This window comes from Enterobacter sp. KB-280D8, from assembly GCF_041399405.1.
GTDB classification, from domain to species: Bacteria; Pseudomonadota; Gammaproteobacteria; order Enterobacterales; family Enterobacteriaceae; genus Enterobacter; species Enterobacter cloacae_N.
In genome coordinates, this window is the sequence record NZ_JBGKEC010000011.1 from 23,668 (window position 1) to 45,529 (window position 21,862).

General features: G+C 58.3%; 19 protein-coding genes. 13 read left to right on the plus strand and 6 right to left on the minus strand.

Annotation, left to right across the window (positions count from 1 at the left end):
* Positions 1-43: 43 nt before the first annotated feature.
* From AB8818_RS20215 to AB8818_RS20240, 6 genes are all read left to right on the plus strand, one after another.
* Positions 44-1,558, plus strand: a complete 1,515-nt coding sequence (locus AB8818_RS20215) for a sugar ABC transporter ATP-binding protein (protein WP_192984311.1) — start codon at positions 44-46, stop codon at positions 1,556-1,558.
* 2 nt (positions 1,559-1,560) lie between these two features.
* Complete coding sequence (locus AB8818_RS20220; RefSeq protein ID WP_371200003.1) at positions 1,561-2,556, plus strand: ribose ABC transporter permease; 996 nt, start codon at positions 1,561-1,563, stop codon at positions 2,554-2,556.
* A gap of 30 nt (positions 2,557-2,586) precedes the next feature.
* Entirely contained in the window at positions 2,587-3,528 is a 942-nt protein-coding gene (locus AB8818_RS20225; RefSeq protein WP_045261060.1) for an ABC transporter substrate-binding protein, read from the plus strand.
* Positions 3,529-3,641: 113 nt separating this feature from the next.
* Positions 3,642-4,328 carry a D-lyxose/D-mannose family sugar isomerase gene (locus AB8818_RS20230; protein WP_116343862.1) on the plus strand — a complete coding sequence of 229 codons (687 nt, stop codon included), beginning with the start codon at positions 3,642-3,644 and terminating at the stop codon, positions 4,326-4,328.
* 10 nt (positions 4,329-4,338) lie between these two features.
* Entirely contained in the window at positions 4,339-5,199 is an 861-nt protein-coding gene (locus tag AB8818_RS20235) for a ketose 1,6-bisphosphate aldolase (protein WP_116343861.1), read from the plus strand.
* Positions 5,196-6,203 (plus strand): carbohydrate kinase family protein, encoded by a 1,008-nt coding sequence (locus AB8818_RS20240; protein ID WP_116343860.1) that lies wholly within the window; start codon positions 5,196-5,198, stop codon positions 6,201-6,203. Before AB8818_RS20235 ends, AB8818_RS20240 begins: the two co-directional genes overlap by 4 nt.
* Here the strand turns inward: AB8818_RS20240 and AB8818_RS20245 are convergent.
* Positions 6,200-6,931, minus strand: a complete 732-nt coding sequence (locus AB8818_RS20245; RefSeq protein ID WP_116343887.1) for a response regulator — start codon at positions 6,929-6,931, stop codon at positions 6,200-6,202. The genes AB8818_RS20240 and AB8818_RS20245 overlap by 4 nt on opposite strands.
* A 258-nt stretch (positions 6,932-7,189) precedes the next feature.
* Between AB8818_RS20245 and fdhF the strand changes: the two genes are divergently transcribed.
* The 3 genes from fdhF (at position 7,190) to AB8818_RS20260 (ending at position 10,608) form a co-directional block, all read left to right on the plus strand.
* Positions 7,190-9,337, plus strand: a complete 2,148-nt coding sequence (gene fdhF, locus AB8818_RS20250; RefSeq protein WP_116343859.1) for a formate dehydrogenase subunit alpha — start codon at positions 7,190-7,192, stop codon at positions 9,335-9,337.
* A gap of 322 nt (positions 9,338-9,659) precedes the next feature.
* Positions 9,660-9,812 carry a Hok/Gef family protein gene (locus AB8818_RS20255; RefSeq protein ID WP_116343858.1) on the plus strand — a complete coding sequence of 51 codons (153 nt, stop codon included), beginning with the start codon at positions 9,660-9,662 and terminating at the stop codon, positions 9,810-9,812.
* A 121-nt stretch (positions 9,813-9,933) separates the two neighbouring features.
* On the plus strand, positions 9,934-10,608 hold the full coding sequence (locus tag AB8818_RS20260; RefSeq protein ID WP_116343857.1) for a tetratricopeptide repeat protein: 675 nt from the start codon (positions 9,934-9,936) through the stop codon (positions 10,606-10,608).
* 53 nt (positions 10,609-10,661) lie between these two features.
* Here AB8818_RS20260 and gltP read toward each other — a convergent pair whose 3' ends face one another.
* Complete coding sequence (gene gltP / locus AB8818_RS20265; protein ID WP_116343856.1) at positions 10,662-11,975, minus strand: glutamate/aspartate:proton symporter GltP; 1,314 nt, start codon at positions 11,973-11,975, stop codon at positions 10,662-10,664.
* Between the two features lie 423 nt (positions 11,976-12,398).
* On the opposite strand from gltP, the gene acs reads away from it, so the two are divergent.
* The 3 genes from acs (at position 12,399) to actP (ending at position 16,447) form a co-directional block, all read left to right on the plus strand.
* On the plus strand, positions 12,399-14,357 hold the full coding sequence (acs, locus tag AB8818_RS20270) for an acetate--CoA ligase (protein ID WP_166709804.1): 1,959 nt from the start codon (positions 12,399-12,401) through the stop codon (positions 14,355-14,357).
* A gap of 129 nt (positions 14,358-14,486) precedes the next feature.
* Positions 14,487-14,801, plus strand: coding sequence for a DUF485 domain-containing protein (locus AB8818_RS20275; RefSeq protein ID WP_116343854.1), 315 nt, complete (start codon positions 14,487-14,489; stop codon positions 14,799-14,801).
* Positions 14,798-16,447: a cation/acetate symporter ActP gene (gene actP / locus AB8818_RS20280; protein WP_116343853.1), complete on the plus strand. Its 1,650-nt coding sequence runs from the start codon at positions 14,798-14,800 to the stop codon at positions 16,445-16,447. Before AB8818_RS20275 ends, actP begins: the two co-directional genes overlap by 4 nt.
* 32 nt (positions 16,448-16,479) lie before the next feature.
* On the opposite strand, the gene AB8818_RS20285 is transcribed toward actP, so the two are convergent.
* On the minus strand, positions 16,480-17,169 hold the full coding sequence (locus tag AB8818_RS20285; protein WP_192984308.1) for an LrgB family protein: 690 nt from the start codon (positions 17,167-17,169) through the stop codon (positions 16,480-16,482).
* Positions 17,162-17,572, minus strand: coding sequence for a CidA/LrgA family protein (locus tag AB8818_RS20290; protein ID WP_116343851.1), 411 nt, complete (start codon positions 17,570-17,572; stop codon positions 17,162-17,164). The genes AB8818_RS20285 and AB8818_RS20290 overlap by 8 nt, the downstream gene beginning before the upstream one ends.
* A gap of 102 nt (positions 17,573-17,674) precedes the next feature.
* On the opposite strand from AB8818_RS20290, the gene AB8818_RS20295 reads away from it, so the two are divergent.
* Positions 17,675-18,577 (plus strand): LysR family transcriptional regulator, encoded by a 903-nt coding sequence (locus AB8818_RS20295; protein ID WP_166709802.1) that lies wholly within the window; start codon positions 17,675-17,677, stop codon positions 18,575-18,577.
* Between the two features lie 66 nt (positions 18,578-18,643).
* Here AB8818_RS20295 and AB8818_RS20300 read toward each other — a convergent pair whose 3' ends face one another.
* Both AB8818_RS20300 and ghxP read right to left on the minus strand, forming a co-directional pair.
* Positions 18,644-20,290 carry a Na+/H+ antiporter gene (locus tag AB8818_RS20300; RefSeq protein ID WP_116343849.1) on the minus strand — a complete coding sequence of 549 codons (1,647 nt, stop codon included), beginning with the start codon at positions 20,288-20,290 and terminating at the stop codon, positions 18,644-18,646.
* A 150-nt stretch (positions 20,291-20,440) separates the two neighbouring features.
* On the minus strand, positions 20,441-21,790 hold the full coding sequence (gene ghxP, locus AB8818_RS20305) for a guanine/hypoxanthine transporter GhxP (protein WP_028015179.1): 1,350 nt from the start codon (positions 21,788-21,790) through the stop codon (positions 20,441-20,443).
* Positions 21,791-21,862 lie beyond the last annotated feature (72 nt).

Genomic DNA, 21,862 nt, shown 5'->3' on the forward strand with positions numbered 1-21,862 from the left:
CCTGTGATGAAGTGCAGATATCGACATTCACAGGAGGTCCGCCATGAGCAGAACCCCGGTTTTAGAGATGCGCCACATTGCCAAAACCTTTGGCAATTTCCACGCGCTCAAGGGTGTGGATTTGACGGTCTTCCCCGGTGAGATCCACGCGCTGATGGGGGAAAACGGCGCGGGAAAAAGCACGCTGATGAAGATCCTCGCGGGAGCCTATACCGCCACCAGCGGCGAGATCCTGATCGACGGCCAGCCGTTTCACATTAAAGGGCCGAAAGATGCGCTGGCCGCAGGCATCACCCTGATTTACCAGGAGATGCAGCTCGCGCCCAATCTTACCGTGGCCGAAAATATTTTCCTCGGCAGCGAGCTGTCGCGCGGCGGGCTGGTCCAGCGCAAGGAGATGGCCGCCCAGGCGCAGGCGGTGATTGACCGTCTCGGCGCGCAGTTCAGCGCCACCGACCTGGTGATGAAGCTGACCATCGCCGAGCAGCAGCAGGTGGAAATCGCCCGCGCGCTGCACCGCAACAGCCGCATTCTGGTGATGGACGAACCCACCGCCGCCCTCTCCTCCCGCGAAACCCACCGCCTGTTTGAACTGATTTTGCGCCTGCGCGATGAAGGGATGGCGATTATCTATATCAGCCACCGCATGGCGGAAGTGTATGAACTCTCTGACCGCGTCAGCGTGCTGCGCGACGGACAGTACGTCGGCAGCCTGACGCGCGACAAGCTGAATGCCTCCGAGCTGGTGCGCATGATGGTGGGCCGCCCGCTAAGCGACCTGTTCAACAAAGAGCGTGATATTCCCCTCGGCAGCCCTCGTCTGAACGTGCACCACCTCACCGACGGTAAAAAAGTACAGCCGTGCAGCCTGCAGGTGCGTTCCGGCGAAATCGTCGGGCTGGCGGGGCTGGTTGGGGCCGGACGCTCCGAGCTGGCGCAGCTTATCTTCGGCGTGCGTAAGGCCACCGGCGGGATGATAGAGGTGGACGGCGAACCGGTGGTGATCCACTCCCCGCGCGCGGCCATCGAAAACGGCATCGGTTTTCTCACCGAAAACCGCAAGGAGCAGGGGCTGTTTCTGGAGCTGGCGGCGCAGGAGAATATCACCATGGCGACGCTGGAGCGCGACGCCACCTTTGGCATGTTGAACCGCAAAAAAGCCCAGTCCATTTCCGACGACGCCATCGCCCTGCTCAACATCCGCGTGCCTCATTCTCAGGTACGCGCGGGCGGGCTTTCGGGCGGCAACCAGCAAAAGCTGCTGATCTCCCGCTGGGTGGCGATTGGCCCGCGCATTCTGATTCTGGACGAGCCGACGCGCGGCGTGGACGTCGGCGCAAAAAGCGAGATCTACCGCATCATGAACCAGATGGCGCGCAAGGGGGTGGCGATTCTGATGATCTCCAGCGAGCTGCCGGAAGTGGTGGGAATGAGCGACCGGGTCTACGTGATGCGGGAAGGCAGCATCACGGGTGAGCTTCACGGGCACGATATCTCTCAGGAAAACATCATGACGCTGGCAACCGGCGTGAACGACACACATCATCAGGCGGTGTAATTATGACAACTCCTACCCATCTGCAGCAGGTGGCGAAATCCGCCTCCGCAAAAAAAATGCTGATGAGCGATCTGATGCAAACGATCGGGATTTTACCGATTCTGATCCTGATTGTGGCGGTATTTGGCTTTATTGCCCCGAACTTCTTCACCGAGAGTAACCTGCTCAATATCACCCGCCAGGCATCCATCAACATCGTGCTGGCGGCCGGGATGACCTTCATCATCCTGACCGGCGGGATCGACCTCTCCGTAGGTTCGATTCTGGGCACCACGGCGGTGGCGGCGATGGTGGTCTCGCTAATCCCTGAATTTGCGATGCTCTCTATTCCGGCGGCGCTGATGCTCGGCATGGTGCTGGGATTATTCAACGGCGCGCTGGTAGCCTTTGCCGGGCTGCCGCCGTTTATCGTCACGCTCGGCACCTACACGGCGCTGCGCGGTGCGGCGTACCTGCTGGCCGATGGCACGACGGTGATCAACTCAAACATCAGCTTCGAGTGGATCGGCAATAACTACCTCGGCCCCATTCCGTGGCTGGTGGTGATCGCGCTGGCGGTGATTGCGGTGTGCTGGTTCATCCTGCGCCGCACCACGCTCGGCGTTCACATCTACGCGGTGGGCGGCAACATGCAGGCGGCGCGCTTAACGGGCATTAAGGTCTGGCTGGTTCTGCTGTTTGTCTACGGCATGAGCGGCCTGCTCTCCGGGCTTGGCGGCGTCATGAGCGCCTCGCGCCTCTACAGCGCCAACGGCAACCTCGGCACGGGGTACGAGCTGGATGCGATTGCGGCGGTGATCCTCGGCGGTACAAGCTTCGTCGGCGGGATCGGCACGATCACCGGCACGCTGGTGGGTGCGCTGATCATCGCCACCCTCAACAACGGCATGACGCTGATGGGCGTCTCCTACTTCTGGCAGCTGGTGATCAAAGGGGCGGTGATCATCATAGCGGTGCTGATCGACAAATACCGTACCCGACACCATCAAAGTGCATAACAACAATACCCTACAAGCGAGGAAGACAAGATGCGTTTGAAACCCTTAGTGACCGCGCTCTGTGCTGGCGCGCTGCTTGCCGCAACGCCGTTTGCGCAGGCAAAAGATCTGAAGTCCATCGGCGTGACGGTGGGCGACCTGGCTAACCCGTTCTTCGTGCAGATCACCAAAGGTGCCGAGCTGGAAGCGCGCAAGCTGGCGGGGGATAACGTCAAGGTGACGCTGGTCTCCAGCGGTTACGACCTGGGCCAGCAGGTTTCGCAGATCGATAACTTCATCGCTGCGAAGGTGGACATGATCATCCTCAACGCCGCGGATTCCAAAGGGATCGGCCCGGCGGTGAAGCGCGCTAAAGAGGCGGGGATCGTAGTCGTCGCGGTGGACGTGGCGGCGGAAGGGGCCGATGCAACCATCACCTCCGATAACACCCAGGCGGGCGAAATGGCCTGTAAGTACATTACCGACCGCCTGAAAGGCAAAGGCAACGTGGTGATCATCAACGGACCACCGGTCTCTGCGGTGCAAAACCGCGTGGAAGGCTGCCAGACGGAATTCAAAAAACATCCGGATATCAAGGTACTCTCAGATAACCAAAACGCCAAGGGCAGCCGTGAAGGCGGTCTGGAAGTGATGACCTCCCTGCTGGCGGCCAATCCGAAGATCGACGGCGTATTCGCGATTAACGATCCGACCGCGATCGGTGCCGATCTGGCGGCGAAACAGGCCCAGCGCAACGAATTCTTTATCGTCGGTGTGGACGGTTCGCCGGACGGTGAAGAGGCGCTGAAGCGTGAAAACTCCCTGTTTGTGGCGACCCCGGCGCAAGATCCGCAGGTGATGGCGGCAAAAGCGGTGGAGATCGGCTATGACATTCTTCAGGGCAAACCTGCGCCGAAAGCGCCCGTGCTGATCCCGGTGACGATGATCGATAAAAAGAACGTCGGGACCTATAAGGGGTGGACGGTTAAGTAACCCCCTCACCCTGCCCTCTCCCCATAGGGGAGAGGGTGTTCAAGTTCCCTCTCCCCTATGGGGAGAGGGCTAGGGTGAGGGGTAAGGTTTTGCACATAACTCCGGGAGTCCCCATGAAACGCTCCGACATCAATGAAATTCTCGGCCACACGCGACAGTTCTTTTCCATGCACGACGTGCATCTCCCGCCTTTTGCCAGCTTTCCGCCCACAAAATGGCAGCAGCTTGAGCAGGCAGCATGGCAGGAAGTGTTTGACCTTAAGCTCGGCTGGGACGTGACGGCGTTCGGCGGTAACAATTTTGCCGCACAGGGGTTAACGCTGTTCACCCTGCGCAACGGCTCGCCCAACGGCGTGCCTTATGAAAAAAGCTATGCCGAAAAAATTATGCACGTGCGCGATGGCCAGGTGACGCCGATGCATTTCCACTGGCGCAAGCGGGAAGACATCATCAACCGGGGCGGCGGGAATCTGATTGTTGAATTGTGGAATGCGGGAGCGCATGAAGAGACCGAAAACACGGACGTGACGGTCACCGTCGACGGCTGCCGTCAGACCCACGCGCCCGGCAGCCAGCTGCGCCTCACGCCTGGGGAAAGCATCTGTCTTACGCCAGGGCTGTATCACAGTTTCTGGGGCGAACGCGGCTTCGGCGACGTGCTGGTCGGGGAGGTGTCATCGGTAAACGACGACGAGCACGACAACCACTTTTTGCAGCCCGTTGCCCGCTATAACAACATCGAAGAAGACGAACCGGCTCTGCTGGTGCTGTGCAACGAGTACAACCTGTTTCGGATATAAGGGGTGAATGATGCCATTGATTTCTCTTGCCGAAGGTCTGGAGCACGCCAGAGCGCATCGCTATGCGCTGGGCGCGTTTAACGTGCTTGACTCCCACTTCCTGCGCGCGCTGTTTGCCGCCGCGAAGCAGGAACGCTCGCCGTTTATCATCAACATCGCCGAAGTGCATTTTAAGTACGTGTCGCTGGATTCGCTTGTCGAAGCGGTGAAGTTCGAAGCCGCCCGTCACGATATTCCCGTGGTGCTCAACCTCGACCACGGTCTGCATTTTGAGGCGGTGGTGCGCGCCCTGCGCTTAGGCTTTAGCTCGGTGATGTTCGACGGCTCGACGCTGAGCTACGAGGAAAACATTCGCCAGACGCGGGAGGTGGTGAAGATGTGCCACGCGGTGGGCGTCTCGGTGGAGGCAGAGCTGGGCGCGGTAGGCGGTGATGAAGGCGGCGCGCTTTACGGGCATGCGGATGAAGCGTTCTTTACCGACCCTCAGTTGGCGCGGGAATTTGTCGATAAGACCGGCATCGACGCGCTGGCGGTTGCCATCGGCAACGCGCACGGCAAATACAAAGGCGAGCCGAAGCTCGATTTCCCCCGCCTGGACGCCATTCGCCAGCAGACGGGTCTGCCGCTGGTTTTACACGGCGGCTCCGGCATTAGCGATGCCGACTTCCGCCGCGCCATCGAGCTGGGCATTCATAAAATTAATTTTTATACCGGCATGTCGCAGGCCGCGTTGAATGCCGTTGATCAGCGCATGGCAAACCGCCAGCCGCTGTACGATGAGTTTGCCGAGCTGCTGCTGGGGATAGAAGAGGCCATTACCGATACGGTCGCCGAACAGATGCGCATCTTCGGCAGCGCGAGGCAGGCATAATGGAACGCAAAGGCATCATCGCCGCTGGCAATATGCTGGTGGATCATGTCCACCAGATCGTGCAGTGGCCGGAGCGCGGCTGGCTGGCGGAAATTACCCACAGCGAACGTTCCACCGGAGGCGCGCCGCTGAACGTTCTGCTGACGCTGGCGAAAATGCACGTTAGTCTGCCGCTGCAGGCTGTGGGGCTGATTGGGGAAGATGGTGACGGGGATTACATTCTGGCGATGCTCGATCAGTATCACGTTAACCGCCAGCGCGTGCAGCGCACCACCTTCGCACCGACCTCCATGTCGCAGGTGATGACCGACCCCAGCGGGCAGCGCACCTTTTTCCACTCGCCGGGTGCCAACCGTCTGCTGGATCTCCCCGCTTTCGATCGTCTCGACGGATCGATGAAGATCTTCCATCTCGGCTACCTGCTGCTGCTCGACAGTCTGGATATGCCGGATGACGAATTTGGCACCCGCAGCGCGCGGCTGCTGGCGCAAATGCGCGAGCAAGGGTATGAAACCTCGCTCGATCTGGTCTCCCGCAAGGGCGACCCGCGCTATCAGCCGCTGGTACTCCCTGCCCTGCGCCATCTCGATTACCTGGTGATTAACGAGCTGGAAGCCGGCGAATTTAGCGGGCTGGAGATGCGCGACGCCGACGATGCGCTGAACATCGCCCATATCGCCGATGCCGCGGCGCAGCTGCTGGCGGCAGGCGTTCGTCAGCGGGTGGTAATCCACTGCCCGGAAGGGGCATGGGGTGAAACACCGGGAGAAGCGGGCCAATGGGTTCCGTCGTGGAAGCTGGAGCAGAACGAGATTATCGGCAGCGTCGGCGCGGGCGACGCGTTTTGCGCGGGCTTTTTATACGGCTGTCATGAATCGCTGACGCTAACGGAGAGTATTCATCTGGCGCACGCCTGCGCGCGGGCCAGCCTGCTGGCGGCCAATGCGATTGACGGCGCGAAAACGCTGGCCGAACTGCAACTGTTTATTAAAGAGAATACTTAGGCCGCTTTCTCGCTATGCGACACATCGGCGGCAAAAACGTAGCCCAGCCCGCGTATGGTTTTAATCAGCGCAGGCTGATGCGGGTTAGCTTCAATTTTCCGGCGCAGGCGCATGATCAACACGTCAATTGTGCGGTCGAACACCTCGGTACTTTCGCTGTGGGTGAGCTCAAGGAGTTGCTCGCGGCTAAGTACCCGACGGGCATTCTGCGTGAGCGCCAGCAGCAGGCCATATTCCCCCTGAGTCAGGGGCACGACGTTACGCTGCGGATCAATCAGCTCACAGCGGGTGGTATCCAGCGTCCAGTCGTTAAAGGTTATCCCCGCCGCGCGTGGTATCGGCGCTTCTGCCGCCAGCGCCCCGGTACGGCGCAGCACGGCTTTAACCCGGGCCACCACCACCCGCGGATTAAACGGCTTACCAATATAATCGTCGGCCCCCATCTCCAGCCCTACCACCACGTCTGATTCACTGCCCAGCCCGGTTAACATGATTACCGGTAGCGCCGGGTGCTGCTTTTGCAGCTGCTGCAAAACCTGCAGGCCATTGATATCCGGCAGCATCATGTCCAGCAGAACAAGGGCGATATCCTGCTCCTGCTGCACCCGTCTCAGCGCGTCCTGGCCGTTATGACAGACAAGCACCGTAAAGACGTGCTCACTCAGCACGTCCTGCAGCAGTTCGCAGACCGCCATATCGTCATCAACCACCAGAATCGCCGGTTTCATCATATGCTTCCGTCAGGGGATTATGTTAAGTCTGAACCATTCTGCCGTCGGCTCCAGTGAAATGGTTTTTTCCATGACGGAAATTCAACCCATGTCACATCCGCTGCCCATTCGACACGTCAATTTTGACGATTGTCGGCCTTTCGTCAGGGTTTTCACCAGAAAAGCGCCCATAAAGCCCAGGAGTAACCACATCAAAAACATGGCATAGATGCTGCATTAGTGGGTGCGAAAGATTTGATTAACTGGAGCAGACTGATGAAAAAAGTCGTCACGGTTTGCCCTTATTGTGCCTCAGGTTGCAAGATCCACCTGGTGGTCGATAACGGCAAAATCGTCCGGGCGGAGGCCGCGCAAGGGAAAACCAACCAGGGCACGCTGTGCCTGAAAGGGTATTACGGCTGGGATTTTATTAACGATACCCAAATCCTCACCCCGCGCCTGAAAACCCCTATGATCCGCCGCGAGCGCGGCGGCAAGCTGGAAGCCGTCTCCTGGAGCGAGGCGCTGGATTACGTCGCTACGCGCCTTAGCGCCATCAAGGCCAAATATGGCCCGGATGCCATTCAGACGACCGGCTCTTCACGCGGGACCGGGAATGAAACCAACTATGTGATGCAAAAATTCGCGCGCGCCGTTATTGGAACCAATAACGTCGACTGCTGCGCTCGCGTCTGACACGGCCCATCGGTTGCAGGTCTGCACCAGTCGGTCGGTAACGGCGCAATGAGTAATGCTATCAACGAGATAGATAACACCGATCTCGTGTTTATTTTCGGCTATAACCCGGCGGATTCTCACCCTATCGTCGCGAACCACGTTATTCGCGCCAAGCAGAATGGGGCGAAAATCATCGTCTGCGATCCGCGCAAAATTGAAACCGCGCGCATTGCGGATATGCACATCGCGTTGAAAAACGGCTCGAACATCGCGCTGTTGAACGCAATGGGGCACGTCATTATTGAGGAGAATCTTTACGACCAGGCGTTTGTCGCGAGCCGTACGGAAGGCTTTGAAGAGTATCGGAAAATCGTCGAAGGCTACACGCCGGAGTCGGTAGAGGCAATAACCGGCGTCAGCGCGCAGGAGATCCGCCAGGCGGCGCGGATGTATGCCGGGGCGAAAACCGCCGCCATTCTCTGGGGCATGGGCGTGACCCAGTTCTACCAGGGCGTGGAAACCGTGCGTTCCCTGACAAGCCTCGCGATGCTGACGGGAAACCTGGGCAAGGCGCATGTGGGCGTGAACCCGGTGCGCGGCCAGAATAACGTCCAGGGCGCGTGCGACATGGGGGCGCTGCCGGACACCTATCCGGGCTACCAGTACGTTAAGTTCCCGGAAAACCGCGAGAAATTCGCAAAAGCCTGGGGCGTCGAGAGCCTGCCGGAACACACCGGCTATCGCATCAGCGAGCTGCCGCACCGCGCGGCGCACGGCGAAGTGCGTGCGGCCTACATCATGGGTGAAGATCCGCTCCAGACCGACGCCGAGCTCTCTGCGGTGCGCAAAGGGTTTGAGGATCTGGAGCTGGTGATTGTCCAGGATATCTTCATGACCAAAACTGCAGCGGCGGCGGATGTCATTTTACCGTCGACCTCCTGGGGCGAGCATGAAGGCGTCTACACGGCGGCGGATCGCGGCTTCCAGCGCTTCTTTAAGGCGGTCGAGCCGAAGTGGGATCTGAAAACCGACTGGCAGATCATCAGCGAAATCGCCACCCGCATGGGCTACCCGATGCACTACAACAACACTCAGGAAATCTGGGATGAGTTGCGCAGTCTGTGTCCGGACTTCTACGGCGCCACCTATGAAAAAATGGGTGAGCTGGGGTATATCCAGTGGCCGTGCCGCGATGAGTCCGAAGCTGACCAGGGGACGTCGTACCTCTTTAAAGAGAAGTTCGACACCCCGAACGGGCTGGCGCAGTTCTTCACCTGCGACTGGGTCGCGCCGATCGATAAGCTTACCGAGGAGTTTCCGATGGTGCTCTCCACCGTGCGTGAAGTGGGTCACTACTCCTGTCGCTCGATGACCGGCAACTGCGCCGCGCTGGCGGCGCTGGCGGATGAGCCGGGCTACGCGCAGATCAACACCGCCGACGCGGAGCGCCTCGGCATTGAGGATGAAGCGCTGGTGTGGGTGAACTCGCGCAAAGGCCGCATCATCACCCGCGCGCAGGTCAGCGACCGTCCAAACAAGGGGGCGGTCTATATGACCTACCAGTGGTGGATTGGTGCCTGTAACGAGCTGGTGACGGAGAACCTAAGCCCGATAACCAAAACGCCGGAGTATAAATACTGCGCCGTCAACGTGGAGCCGATTGCGGATCAACGCGCGGCGGAACAGTATGTGATCGACGAATATAACAAGCTGAAAGCGCGGCTGCGTGAAAGCGCAATGGGCTGAAGCCGTTATTTAATCGTTGAATAAAGGGAGTGATATATTCACTCCCTTTTTATTTCCGCTTAGCACATTAAAAATATCAATTATTATTCTGGAAAGCGGCTCGCAAAAATAATGTAATTCGCGCTGAAAAGAATTACATCTTTGCATTTTAATTCAGAGGGATAAGATGTGCGGCGGGTGCTTAAGACTTTCTGTCTTGAGCATTGTTGAGGGACAGAAAGTAGGAAGCCCCGGGAAATTTTCATTTACCCGAGGCTACTCCCTCAACTACCAACAGGTTGAGAGTAGCCTCTTATTCTTTTTTTGACAAGGAGTAAAAGGCATGACGCCATTAAAAGCTGCGTTAGGCATTGTCTTTATTGTTTGCCTGACGATAGTGATTTTTACCTTTATTACTCGCGGTAAGCTCTGCGAGTTTTCAATAAAGGGTGAACATCAGGAGGTGGCGGCGAAATTAGCCTGCAACGCAGGCTAACCTCTTCGGGCGGAACCACGGTTCCGCCCGGCTTGTAGGATGCTGAGGTCTTAATGCACCCATTTTTTTCTTTTGCTACCGCGATTATACTGCGCGGCGTGTACCCAGATGATAAGAATCCATGAAAGCCATTTTTCTGTTGTTGTTATTTCTAACATCGTTCGCCCGCGCGGACGAGATAGGCAGCCAGTATCAGAAGCAGGCGGAAGCCGGCGATGCCCGCGCCCAGTATTATCTCGCCGATACCTACTTCAGCTCGGGTGACAGAAAGCAGGCAGCGCTGTGGGCAGAGAAAGCCGCAAAAGGCGGCGATGTTGATGCCATGGCGCTGTTGTCACAAATCCTCTTCACGCAGGGCGATTACGCCCAGGCCAAAGCCCTGGCACAGCAGGCCAACATCGCGGGCAGCAAACGCGGCGCGATCATGCTGGCGCGCGTGCTGGTCAACACGCAGGCGGGTAAAACCGACTATCCTCAGGCTATCAAGCTCCTGCAAACGGCGACCGAAGATATCGACAACGACTCGGCGGTCGATGCGCAGCTGCTGCTGGGGCTGATTTATGCCAACGGCGTAGAAGTGGCGCAGGACGACGTCCAGGCGGCGTCATGGTTTAAGCGCAGCTCGTCTCTGTCACGCACGGGCTACGCCGAATACTGGGCAGGAATGCTGTTCCAGCAAGGTGAGAAAGGCTTTATTACGCCCAATAAACAGAAAGCACTCTATTGGTTAAACCTGAGCTGTACGGAAGGGTTTGATACGGGGTGTGAAGAGTTTGATGCGTTGAGCGGGGAGTAGAATCCCCTCCACCTAACCCTCTCCCCAAAGGGGAGAGGGTAGAATACCTTACATCACTGATCGGCCGTCTTATCAAAACGTCCCAGCACCTCGCGTTCATACGCCAGCGCTTTTTTACGGTCGAATTTGTGTTCCCACTTGGCGATAACCAGCACCGCCAGGGCATTCCCCACCACGTTCAGCGCCGTACGCGCCATGTCGAGAATACGGTCCACACCGGCGATAAACGCCAGACCTTCCAGCGGAATACCGACGCTGCCAAGCGTAGCCAGCAGCACCACGAAGGAGACGCCCGGCACGCCTGCGATACCTTTAGACGTCACCATCAGGGTCAGCACCAGCACGATCTCCTGCCACAGCGACAGGTCAATGCCGTACAGCTGCGCAATAAAGATAGCGGCGATACTCTGGTACAGCGTTGAGCCATCCAGGTTAAAGGAGTAGCCGGTCGGCACCACGAAGCTGGTGATAGACGCTGGAGCACCGTAGGCTTCCATCTTCTCAATAATGCGCGGCAGCACGCTCTCAGAGCTTGCCGTCGAGTACGCCAGAATCAGCTCATCCTTCAGGATACGAATCAGGATCCAGATGCTCAACCCGCACAGGCGCGCCACAATCCCCAGCACCACCAGCGCGAAGAACAGGATCGCGAAGTGCACCAGGATCACCAGCTTCGCCAGCGGCCACAGGGAGGCAAAACCGAAGTTCGCCACGGTCACTGCGATAAGCGCGAACACCCCGACCGGCGCGTAGCGCATCACCATGTGGGTCACTTTGAACATGGTTTCGGAGACAGATCGGAACACGGTGACCAGCGGTTCACGGTGCGTTGCGGGCAGAGAGGAGAGCCCCAGGCCAAACAGCACCGAGAAGAAGATGATCGGCAGCATCTCGCCTTTCGCCATGGAAGCAATGATGTTGGTCGGCACCAGCGACAGGATAGTCCCCATCAGACCGTGGGAATGGCTCTGCACGTCAGCAGTGGTGCTTTGGTATTTCGAAATATCCACCGTCGCCAGCTGCGACATATCGATCCCGGAGCCTGGCTGGAACACGTTCGCCAGCGTAATGCCGAGGATAATCGCAACCGTAGTGATCACTTCGAAATAGAGAATAGTTTTCGCGCCGATACGGCCTAACTGCTTCGCATCACCGACGCCCGCGATACCGACCACCAGCGTCGAGATCACAATCGGCACCACTATCATCTTAATCAGATGAATAAAAATATCGCCTGCCGGAGAGAGCAGGTTCGCAATCAGCCATTCGCGGCTGTCGCTGTGATAGTGGAGGTAACTGCCCAGCAGAATGCCCAGCACAAGGGCGATTAAGATCTGCCAGGCCAGGCTGACTTTAACGTTTTTCATAGAAACTGACTTCCTCAATGAAGCGCCTTATTCACGTAAACTGCATGAATATGGAGACATACTGAAAGGGTATGAATTGTGTTGCGTTGGTTTATGGGATTTTTTAACGCGGCGTATGAGTATCATTTGCGCGACCTGTTGCGCAAGCCTTAAAGAACGACGCGTTTCACTCACAAAAGCGACGATGACGGGAGTTTATTCTAATTCTTATAAATAACCTTTTGTTATAAAAAAGCTTTTTTAAACGAAAATGTGAATAATAGTTATCGTAAATTATTTCCCTTCAAAGTTTCATTCGCTCGTTTTTCATACTCTTCAGACAATGCGTGATCTGCCGCCCAAATAATAAACAAAGCTTGTAAAGCCCCTACTATTAACGTTTTTGCGACATATTATTAACATCTTACAAGGAGAAAAAAAGCCATGAGCCAAATACACAAACACGACATTCCCGCAAACATTGCGGACCGTTGCCTGATCAGCCCGGAGCAGTACCACGAGAAATATCAGCAATCTGTTACCAACCCGGACGCCTTCTGGGGCGAGCAGGGCCACATCCTTGACTGGATCAAACCTTACCAGAAGGTGAAGAACACCTCCTTTGCGCCAGGCAACGTCTCCATTAAATGGTATGAAGATGGCACGCTGAACCTGGCGGCGAACTGCCTGGACCGCCATCTTGCCGAACGCGGGAATGAAACCGCCATTATCTGGGAAGGCGACGATGCCTCTCAGAGCAAACACATTACCTATAAAGAACTGCACCGCGACGTCTGCCGCTTCGCCAACGTCCTGCTGGATAAAGGCATCAAAAAGGGAGACGTGGTCGCCATCTACATGCCGATGGTGCCGGAAGCGGCGGTGGCCATGCTGGCCTGCGCGCGCATCGGCGCGATCCACTCCGTTATCTTCGGCGGCTTCTCCCCTGAGGCGGTTGCCGGGCGTATTGTCGACTCAAACTCGAAGCTGGTGATCACCGCCGACGAAGGCGTGCGTGCGGGCCGCGGTATCCCGCTGAAGAAAAACGTCGATGAGGCGCTGAAAAACCCGAACGTCAAAACGGTCAGCAACGTCATCGTCCTTAAGCGTACCGGCGGCAAAATCGACTGGAACGAGGGGCGTGACCTGTGGTGGAGCGACCTGATTGAAAACGCGAGCGACCAGCATCAGCCGGAAGAGATGAACGCGGAAGATCCGCTGTTCATTCTTTATACCTCTGGCTCCACCGGTAAGCCGAAAGGCGTGCTGCACACCACCGGCGGCTATCTGGTTTATGCGGCTACCACCTTCAAATACGTCTTCGACTACCATCCGGGCGACATCTACTGGTGTACTGCAGACGTGGGTTGGGTCACCGGGCACAGCTATCTGCTATACGGCCCGCTGGCATGCGGCGCAACCACGCTGATGTTTGAAGGCGTACCGAACTGGCCGACCCCGGCGCGCATGTGTCAGGTGGTCGATAAGCACCAGGTCAACATTCTCTACACCGCGCCAACGGCCATCCGCGCGTTAATGGCGGAAGGTGATAAAGCCATTGAGGGCACCGACCGTTCTTCATTGCGCATCCTCGGTTCCGTGGGCGAGCCCATCAACCCGGAAGCCTGGGAGTGGTACTGGAAAAAGATCGGCAACGAGAAGTGCCCGGTGATGGACACCTGGTGGCAGACCGAAACCGGCGGCTTCATGATCACCCCGATGCCGGGCGCGACGCAGCTGAAGGCAGGCTCGGCAACCCGTCCGTTCTTCGGCGTACAGCCTGCGCTGGTGGATAACGAAGGTAATCCGCAGGAAGGGGCCACCGAGGGCAACCTGGTGATCGTCGATTCCTGGCCGGGCCAGGCGCGCACCCTGTTCGGTGACCACGAGCGCTTCGAGCAGACCTACTTCTCGACCTTTAAAAACATGTACTTCAGCGGCGACGGCGCGCGCCGCGACGAAGACGGCTATTACTGGATCACCGGACGCGTGGACGACGTGCTGAACGTCTCCGGCCACCGTCTGGGCACGGCGGAGATTGAATCGGCGCTGGTATCGCATCCGAAGATTGCCGAAGCGGCGGTTGTCGGGATCCCTCACAACATCAAAGGCCAGGCGATTTACGCCTATGTCACCCTGAACCACGGTGAAGAGCCGTCGCCGGAGCTGTACGCCGAGGTGCGCAACTGGGTACGTAAAGAGATTGGCCCGCTGGCCACGCCGGACGTGCTGCACTGGACCGACTCGCTGCCGAAAACCCGTTCCGGCAAAATCATGCGTCGTATCTTGCGTAAAATCGCGGCGGGGGACACCAGCAACCTCGGAGATACCTCAACGCTCGCGGATCCTGGCGTGGTGGAAAAACTGCTCGAAGAGAAGCAGGCCATCGCAATGCCTTCCTAGTGTTTTTTCCCTCTCCCCGTGGGAGAGGGCCGGGGTGAGGGCATCAGACCGCACCTTCCTACCCTAACCCTCTCCCCATAGGGGAGAGGGGATAAAAACAAACCAACCTTACCTTTGGAGAACTCTGTGATGAATAACGATATTTGTCAGCAGATAGAGAATAGTGCGCACTACAGGGAGCTCGTCGATAAGCGGCAACGGTTTGCCTTCATTCTTTCCATCATCATGCTGGTTATCTACGTCGGCTTTATTATGCTGATCGCCTTTGCGCCGCACTGGCTGGGCACCCCGCTGCATGAGGGTACCAGCGTCACACGCGGCATTCCGATTGGCATTGGCGTGATTGTGATTTCATTCTTGCTCACGGGCGTGTACGTCTGGCGCGCCAACGGTGAATTCGATCGTCTCAATAAAGCGGTACTGCAAGAGGTAAAAGCATCATGAAGCGAGTTCTGACGGCGCTCGCCGCCACACTTCCCTTTGCTGCCGATGCGGCAGATGCCATTACCGGTGAGGTACAGCGCCAGCCAACCAACTGGCAGGCGATTGTGATGTTCTTGATTTTCGTGGTGCTGACGCTGTACATTACGTACTGGGCGTCGAAACGCGTGCGCTCCCGTAATGATTACTACACCGCGGGCGGCAACATTACCGGCTTCCAGAACGGGCTGGCGATTGCGGGTGATTTTATGTCTGCCGCCTCGTTCCTTGGGATCTCCGCGCTGGTCTACACCTCCGGCTATGACGGGTTGATCTACTCCCTCGGCTTCCTCGTCGGCTGGCCGATCATTCTGTTCCTGATTGCCGAGCGCCTGCGTAACCTCGGTCGCTATACCTTTGCCGACGTGGCCTCATACCGCCTGAAACAGGGCCCTATCCGCATGCTCTCAGCCTGCGGCTCGCTGGTGGTCGTGGCCCTTTACCTGATTGCCCAGATGGTGGGGGCAGGCAAGCTGATCGAGCTGCTGTTCGGCCTGAACTACCACGTCGCAGTGGTGCTGGTGGGTGTCCTGATGGTGATGTACGTCCTGTTCGGCGGCATGCTGGCAACCACCTGGGTGCAGATCATCAAAGCCGTGCTGCTGCTGTTCGGCGCCAGCTTTATGGCCTTTATGGTGATGAAGCACGTCGGCTTTAGCTTCAATAATCTGTTTACCGAAGCGATGGCGGTCCACCCGAAAGGGGAAGCGATCATGAGCCCTGGCGGGCTGGTGAAAGACCCGATCTCCGCACTCTCTCTCGGTCTCGGGCTGATGTTCGGTACCGCTGGCCTGCCGCATATCCTGATGCGCTTCTTTACCGTGAGCGATGCGCGTGAAGCGCGCAAGAGCGTCTTCTACGCCACCGGCTTTATGGGTTACTTCTACATCCTGACCTTTATCATCGGCTTCGGCGCAATCATGCTGGTGGGGGCGAACCCGGCGTTTAAAGACGCGGCGGGCGCGCTGATCGGCGGTAACAACATGGCGGCGGTGCATCTGGCCGACGCGGTGGGCGGCAACCTGTTCCTCGGCTTTATCTCCGCCGTGGCCTTCGCCACTATTCTTGCGGTGGTGGCAGGGCTGACGCTGGCGGGCGCGTCTGCGGTATCGCACGATCTCTACGCCAACGTCTTCCGCAAAGGCGCGAGCGAGCGCGATGAGCTGAAGGTCTCTAAGATCACCGTGCTGGTGCTGGGCGTGGTCGCCATTCTGCTGGGGATTTTGTTCGAGAAGCAGAATATCGCGTTTATGGTGGGGCTGGCCTTCTCGATTGCCGCAAGCTGTAACTTCCCGATCATCCTGCTCTCCATGTACTGGTCAAAACTGACCACCCGTGGGGCGATGATTGGCGGCTGGCTGGGCCTGCTGACGGCGGTGATCCTGATGATTCTGGGCCCGACAATCTGGGTGCAGATCCTCGGTCACGAAAGCGCTATCTTCCCGTACGAGTACCCGGCGCTGTTCTCCATTGCCGTGGCGTTTATCGGTATCTGGGTCTTCTCGGCTACCGACAACTCGCCGGAGGGTAACCTGGAGCGTGAGAAATTCCGCGCCCAGTTTATCCGTTCACAGACCGGCCTGGGCGTTGAGCAGGGCCGCGCTCACTAAGCCTTTCTCCCCGGCCGCTCTGGCCGGGGAGTTCAAAACATCACCCACGCCACCAGCGGCGCAATCAGCACCATCGTCACGCCCGAGAGCATCATCACCAGGCTTGCGACAACCCCCTCCTGCTGACCGAGTTCATACGAACGCGCCGTCCCCGCGCCGTGCGACGCCGCGCCAAATCCTGCCCCCTTCGCCATGCCTTCCCGGATAGAGAGCCGCAGGAACAGCACATCCCCCACCGCCATACCAAAGACGCCCGTGACCACCACAAACAGCGCCACCAGATCCGGCTGCCCGCCGAGCGGTTTAGCCGCTGCCAGCGCAAACGGCGTCGTGACCGATCGCACGGCCAGGCTGCGCTGAATTTCATCAGGCAGGGTAAACAGCCGCGCCAGCCAGACCGAGCTGCACACCGCCACCACCGTCGCGGTAATGACGCCCGCGCTGAGCGACATCCAGTGGCGTTTAATAATCTTCAGGTTGTCATAGACAGGGACGGCAAAGGCGATGGTCGCCGGGCCGAGCAGCCACAGCAGCCAGTGGGACTCACCAATGTAGTTCTGCCAGGAGATATGGCCGAATACCAGCATCAGCACCAGCAGGATGGGCGTGAAGACCAGCGGCATCAGCGGCAGCGCGCGGAAGCGGCGGTACAGGCGCTTGTTGGCAAAGTAGATGAAGACTGTCGCAATCAGGCACAGCACGCTTATCTGAAAGTTAGTCATGCTTCTGCCTGCTGATTTCAAACCGATACACGTTATCCACCACCCAGGCGGTAGCGCCCAACACCATCAGCGTGCTCAGGGCGATAACCGCGAAGATGCGCCAGCCGTCGACCATCAGCAGCTGCGCATAGTTCACCACGGCTACCACGGCCGGAACGAAGAACAGCAGCATCTCCGCCAGCAGCCAGCGCGCGCCGGCCCGCACCCAGCTAAGGGGTAACGCACGTGAGAGGATCAGCGTCAGCATCAGCACCATCCCCACCAGGTTGGCGGGTAAAGGCAGGTGCAGCCAGTCAACAAGATATTCCGCAAAAACAAACAGTCCCGCGTAGAGCAGTACCTGAACCGGTACCTGGAGTCGTTGCACAACGGCAGGCGTAACACGGCTTAACGCCACGGCCATGGGGGTTTTCCTCAGAAATGAGACGAGGCGCCAGTATAGTGAGCGTACGTCATCGACTGAAATGAATTAAAATCATCGAAGGTATAGTTTCGAGGAATAATCATGGACATAAGAACGCTGCGCTATTTTGTCGAGGTGGTTCGCCAGCAAAGTTTTACCCGCGCAGCGGAGAAGTTGTTCGTTACCCAGCCGACCATCAGCAAGATGCTGAAAAACCTCGAAGATGAGCTGAACTGTACCCTGCTGATCCGCGATGGGCGCAAGCTACTGCTGACCGATACCGGACGCGTGGTGTTCGAGCGCGGGCTGGCGATCCTGGGGGAGTTCCGCCAGCTTGAGGCCGAGCTTGCGGACATCAACCACCTGACTAAAGGTCTGTTACGTCTCGGCATTCCGCCAATGGTCGGCATGATGATGGCCGGGCCGATTAGCCTGTTCCGCCAGCGCTACCCCGGCGTTGAGCTTAAAATTTCTGAATTTGGCGGCCTGACCGTGCAGCAGGCGGTGATCAACGGCGAGCTGGACGTGGCGATGACGGCACTTCCCGTGGAGGAGGAGAGTGGTCTGGCGACGCTCCCGCTCTTTAGCCACCCGCTGTGCGTGCTGGTGCCCCGCTCCGGCGACTGGCTGACGATAGACTCGGTGAAGCCCGAGCTACTTGGCGAGCATCCCCTGCTGATCTACAACGAAGACTTCGCCTTAAGCCGCCAGCTGATGACCCTGTTTAACCACCATAACGTGAAACCGCGCATTGCGGTGCGCAGCGGCCAGTGGGATTTCCTGGCGGCGATGGTGCAGGCGGGCGTGGGGATTGCCATTCTGCCGCAGCCGATCTGCGAGCGACTGGATAAAAACACGCTGCGCTGGATCCCGCTGGAGAGCGATCTCCACTGGCAGTTAGGGATGATTTGGCGTGAAGGGGTGTATTTGTCGCACAGCGCGCAGGCGTGGTTGCAATGTTGTGAGGGGTTTTGGGTCCCCTCACCCCAACCCCTCTCCCCATAGGGGCGAGGGGCTCGATCGGTTCCCTCTCCCCTATGGGGAGAGGGTTAGGGTGAGGGGCAAAGCGCGCTACTGATTCTCTATCAACAGCGCTTCCAGCAGGTCCAGATCGTGCAGCAATTTTTGCAGCGTCTCGTTGCTGATCTGGCGCGTGGCGCGCAGGTGATACAGCTCGGCGCGCTCGGAGCGCAGCGCCGCCAGGCGGAACCGACGCTCCAGGTTCTCCTCCTGCAGCGAGCTTTCCACGTCGTTACGCCCGTCGGCGCGGCGGCGCAGGTTACCTATCACCCGCGAGCTGACTTCCTTCAGCAGCTGGTTATCAATGTTCTCTTCGGCGTCGGCGGCCAGACGCTCCTCCATCTTCTCAATGGCCACAATCGCCACTTCCGCCGTGGCCGCGCGGGCAATCCGCTCCTCTTTGTGCTGTTGGGTCGAGTCACCGGCATCAATGTGCTGGAGTAAAATCGGCAGCATAATCACGCCGACAAACAGCGAGAAGAGGATCACGCCCGCCGCCAGGAACACCAGCTCGTAGCGCGCCGGGAAGACGTCCCCCGTTGGCAGCAGCAGCGGAATGGAGAGTACACCGGCAAGGGTAATCGCCCCGCGGACGCCCGCGAAGGAGGCAATCAGCAGCTCGCGTGTGGTCCAGGAGCCGAACTCCATCGGCTTTTTCGTCAGGAAGCGCACGCTGAATCTTTTCATCGTCCAGAGCCAGCCGAAACGCACCAGCATCAGCGCCATGTAGATCAGCACGATATCGGTAAACAGCATCCAGACTTCAACGTTCGGATCGGCCTCTGCTGCGATGAGCGAGGACTCCATAATGCCCGGCAGCTGCAGGCCCAACAGCAGGAATACCATGCCGTTGAACACAAATTCCAGCATTGCCCAGGTGCTGTTGGCGCGCAGGCGCATCGCCAGCGGCGCGCGGCGCATTACGCCGGAGCGGGTGATGGTCATCCCCGCCGCCACCGCCGCCAGAATGCCCGATACGCCGATATGTTCGGCAATCAGATAAGAGGCAAACGGCAGCAGGAACAGCAGCACGATCTGCGTTGCCGGTTCATCGCCGCCCCAGCGGCTGAGGAAGCGTAGCGAGCGGCCATACAACCAGCTCACCACGAAGCCTGCGAGGATACCGCCAATCGCCACCTTGAAGAATTCCAGGGTCGCACCACCCACGGTAAAGACCATCGTTCCCATGGCAACTGCCACGGCAAACTTCAGGGCGACCAGGCCGGAGGCGTCGTTCATCAGCGCCTCCCCCTGTAAAATGCCCATGATTTTCTTCGGAATGCGGCCTTCGCCCACAATGCCGGAAAGCGCTACGGCATCGGTTGGCGACAGCACGGCGGCCAGCGCAAAGGCGGGAATTAACGGGATACCCGGTACGGTCCAGTAGATCAGGAAACCAATCCCGACGACGGTGACCACCACCAGCGCCAGCGCCAGGCCGAGGATCTCTCGTCCATGCTCAAGAAATTCGCGCGTGGGGGTTTTCCAGCCATCGGCAAACAGCAGCGGCGGGATAAACAGCACGAGGAACAGTTCCGGATCGAACTCCACGTGCAGACCGAACGTCGGCCACGCCAGCAGCGCACCGATAGCTATTTGCATTAAAGGCAGGGGGACCTGGAAGGGCAGTACGCGTGTAACCACCCCGGATAACGAGACCACAAGGGTCATGATGAGTATTGTGAAGAAGATTTCCATGCGTTCCCTGTTTGCTGTGTTACTTATGTACTACGGAAGGCGTCGTGCCTTTTATTCTATCTTCCCCAGAGTAACGCAAAAGGCAACGGGATGAGTCCTGAAAATAAAAACGGGCGGCCTGAGCCACCCGTTTTCGCATCAATGGATAACTCAGATTGCCCAGCCGCCCGCGTAGAACGCCACCAGCGCAACGGCGATCACCACGGTGCCGATGTTCAACTTACGCCATTCACCGGAAACCAGACGGCCAATCACCAGTGAGGCGAAACCGATCATGATACCGGTCACGATGTTACAGGTCAGGACGATAAACACTGCGGTAATCAGGCCGGACATCGCATCCACGAAGTCCGCAAAGTCGATTTTCGCCACGTTGCTCAGCATCAGCAGGCCGACGTACATCAGCGCTGGCGCGGTCGCGTAGGCCGGGACCAGGTAAGAGAGCGGAGAGAGGAACAGGATCAGCAGGAACAGCACGCCGACGGTGATCGCCGTCAGGCCGGTTTTACCGCCTGCTGCCGTACCCGCTGCAGATTCGATGTACACCGCCGCAGGTGCCGCGCCGACCAGACCAGAGAAGACGCTGCTCAGGGAGTCGGTGGTTAGCGCTTTGCCGCCATCGATAATCTGGCCGTCTTTATCCAGCAGGTTGGCCTGACCGGCCACCGCGCGAATGGTACCGGTCGCGTCAAATACCGCGGTCATCACCAGCGCCAGCACGCTTGGCAGGATCACCGGGTTCAGCGCGCCCACGATATCCAGGCTGCCGATCAGGGAGTTGCCTTTGTCATCGCTCAGCGACGGCATGGCGAAAATACCGGAGAAGTGGACGGTCGGATCGAAAATCAGGCCGACGATGGAAATGCCGATAATGGTCAGCAGGATGCCGCCCGGTACCTTCAGTTTCTCCAGGCCGATAATCACCGCCAGACCGATAAGCGACATAATGACCGGGAAGCTCGCAAAATGACCCAGCGCCACCGGCAGGCCGTCCAGCGGGTTCTTGATCACCAGGCCAACACCGTTGGCGGCGATCAGCAGCAGGAACAGGCCGATACCGATTCCGGTGCCGTGCGCCACGCCCTGCGGCAGGTTGCGCAAAATCCAGCTACGGATGCCGGTGGCGGAAATGACGGTAAACAGTACGCCCATCAGGAATACGGCGCCGAGGGCAACCGGTACGCTGATCTGCTGGCCCAGCACCAGGCTGAATGCGGTAAAGGCGGTCAGAGAGATGGCGCAACCAATCGCCAGCGGCAGGTTCGCCCACAACCCCATGACGATGGAACCCACGCCAGCCACCAGGCAGGTGGCGACGAAGACAGCCGCTGGCGGGAAGCCCGCTTTGCCCAGCATGCCCGGTACCACGATAACGGAGTAAACCATCGCCAGAAACGTTGTCAGACCGGCAACAACTTCCTGACGCACGGTGCTGCCGCGAGCCGAAATTTTAAACATGGCGTCAAGTGAACCGCCGGTACGCGCAGATGGCGTAGACATAGAAACATCCCCTGAGAGTTTTTATAGAACGTCCATAAGCGTGGTGGAGACACCGCTGCCAGCTAAAACGTC

Coding starts and splice junctions, on each gene's coding strand:
- AB8818_RS20300 (WP_116343849.1), bottom strand. CDS start 20,290: ATGGAAATCTTCTTCACAATACTCATCATGACCCTTGTGGTCTCGTTA.
- AB8818_RS20275 (WP_116343854.1), top strand. CDS start 14,487: ATGAATAACGATATTTGTCAGCAGATAGAGAATAGTGCGCACTACAGG.
- AB8818_RS20225 (WP_045261060.1), top strand. CDS start 2,587: ATGCGTTTGAAACCCTTAGTGACCGCGCTCTGTGCTGGCGCGCTGCTT.
- AB8818_RS20295 (WP_166709802.1), top strand. CDS start 17,675: ATGGACATAAGAACGCTGCGCTATTTTGTCGAGGTGGTTCGCCAGCAA.
- actP (WP_116343853.1), top strand. CDS start 14,798: ATGAAGCGAGTTCTGACGGCGCTCGCCGCCACACTTCCCTTTGCTGCC.
- AB8818_RS20245 (WP_116343887.1), bottom strand. CDS start 6,931: ATGAAACCGGCGATTCTGGTGGTTGATGACGATATGGCGGTCTGCGAA.
- AB8818_RS20285 (WP_192984308.1), bottom strand. CDS start 17,169: ATGACTAACTTTCAGATAAGCGTGCTGTGCCTGATTGCGACAGTCTTC.
- AB8818_RS20255 (WP_116343858.1), top strand. CDS start 9,660: ATGACGCCATTAAAAGCTGCGTTAGGCATTGTCTTTATTGTTTGCCTG.
- AB8818_RS20215 (WP_192984311.1), top strand. CDS start 44: ATGAGCAGAACCCCGGTTTTAGAGATGCGCCACATTGCCAAAACCTTT.
- ghxP (WP_028015179.1), bottom strand. CDS start 21,790: ATGTCTACGCCATCTGCGCGTACCGGCGGTTCACTTGACGCCATGTTT.
- acs (WP_166709804.1), top strand. CDS start 12,399: ATGAGCCAAATACACAAACACGACATTCCCGCAAACATTGCGGACCGT.
- AB8818_RS20235 (WP_116343861.1), top strand. CDS start 4,339: ATGCCATTGATTTCTCTTGCCGAAGGTCTGGAGCACGCCAGAGCGCAT.
- AB8818_RS20260 (WP_116343857.1), top strand. CDS start 9,934: ATGAAAGCCATTTTTCTGTTGTTGTTATTTCTAACATCGTTCGCCCGC.
- gltP (WP_116343856.1), bottom strand. CDS start 11,975: ATGAAAAACGTTAAAGTCAGCCTGGCCTGGCAGATCTTAATCGCCCTT.
- AB8818_RS20290 (WP_116343851.1), bottom strand. CDS start 17,572: ATGGCCGTGGCGTTAAGCCGTGTTACGCCTGCCGTTGTGCAACGACTC.
- AB8818_RS20230 (WP_116343862.1), top strand. CDS start 3,642: ATGAAACGCTCCGACATCAATGAAATTCTCGGCCACACGCGACAGTTC.
- AB8818_RS20220 (WP_371200003.1), top strand. CDS start 1,561: ATGACAACTCCTACCCATCTGCAGCAGGTGGCGAAATCCGCCTCCGCA.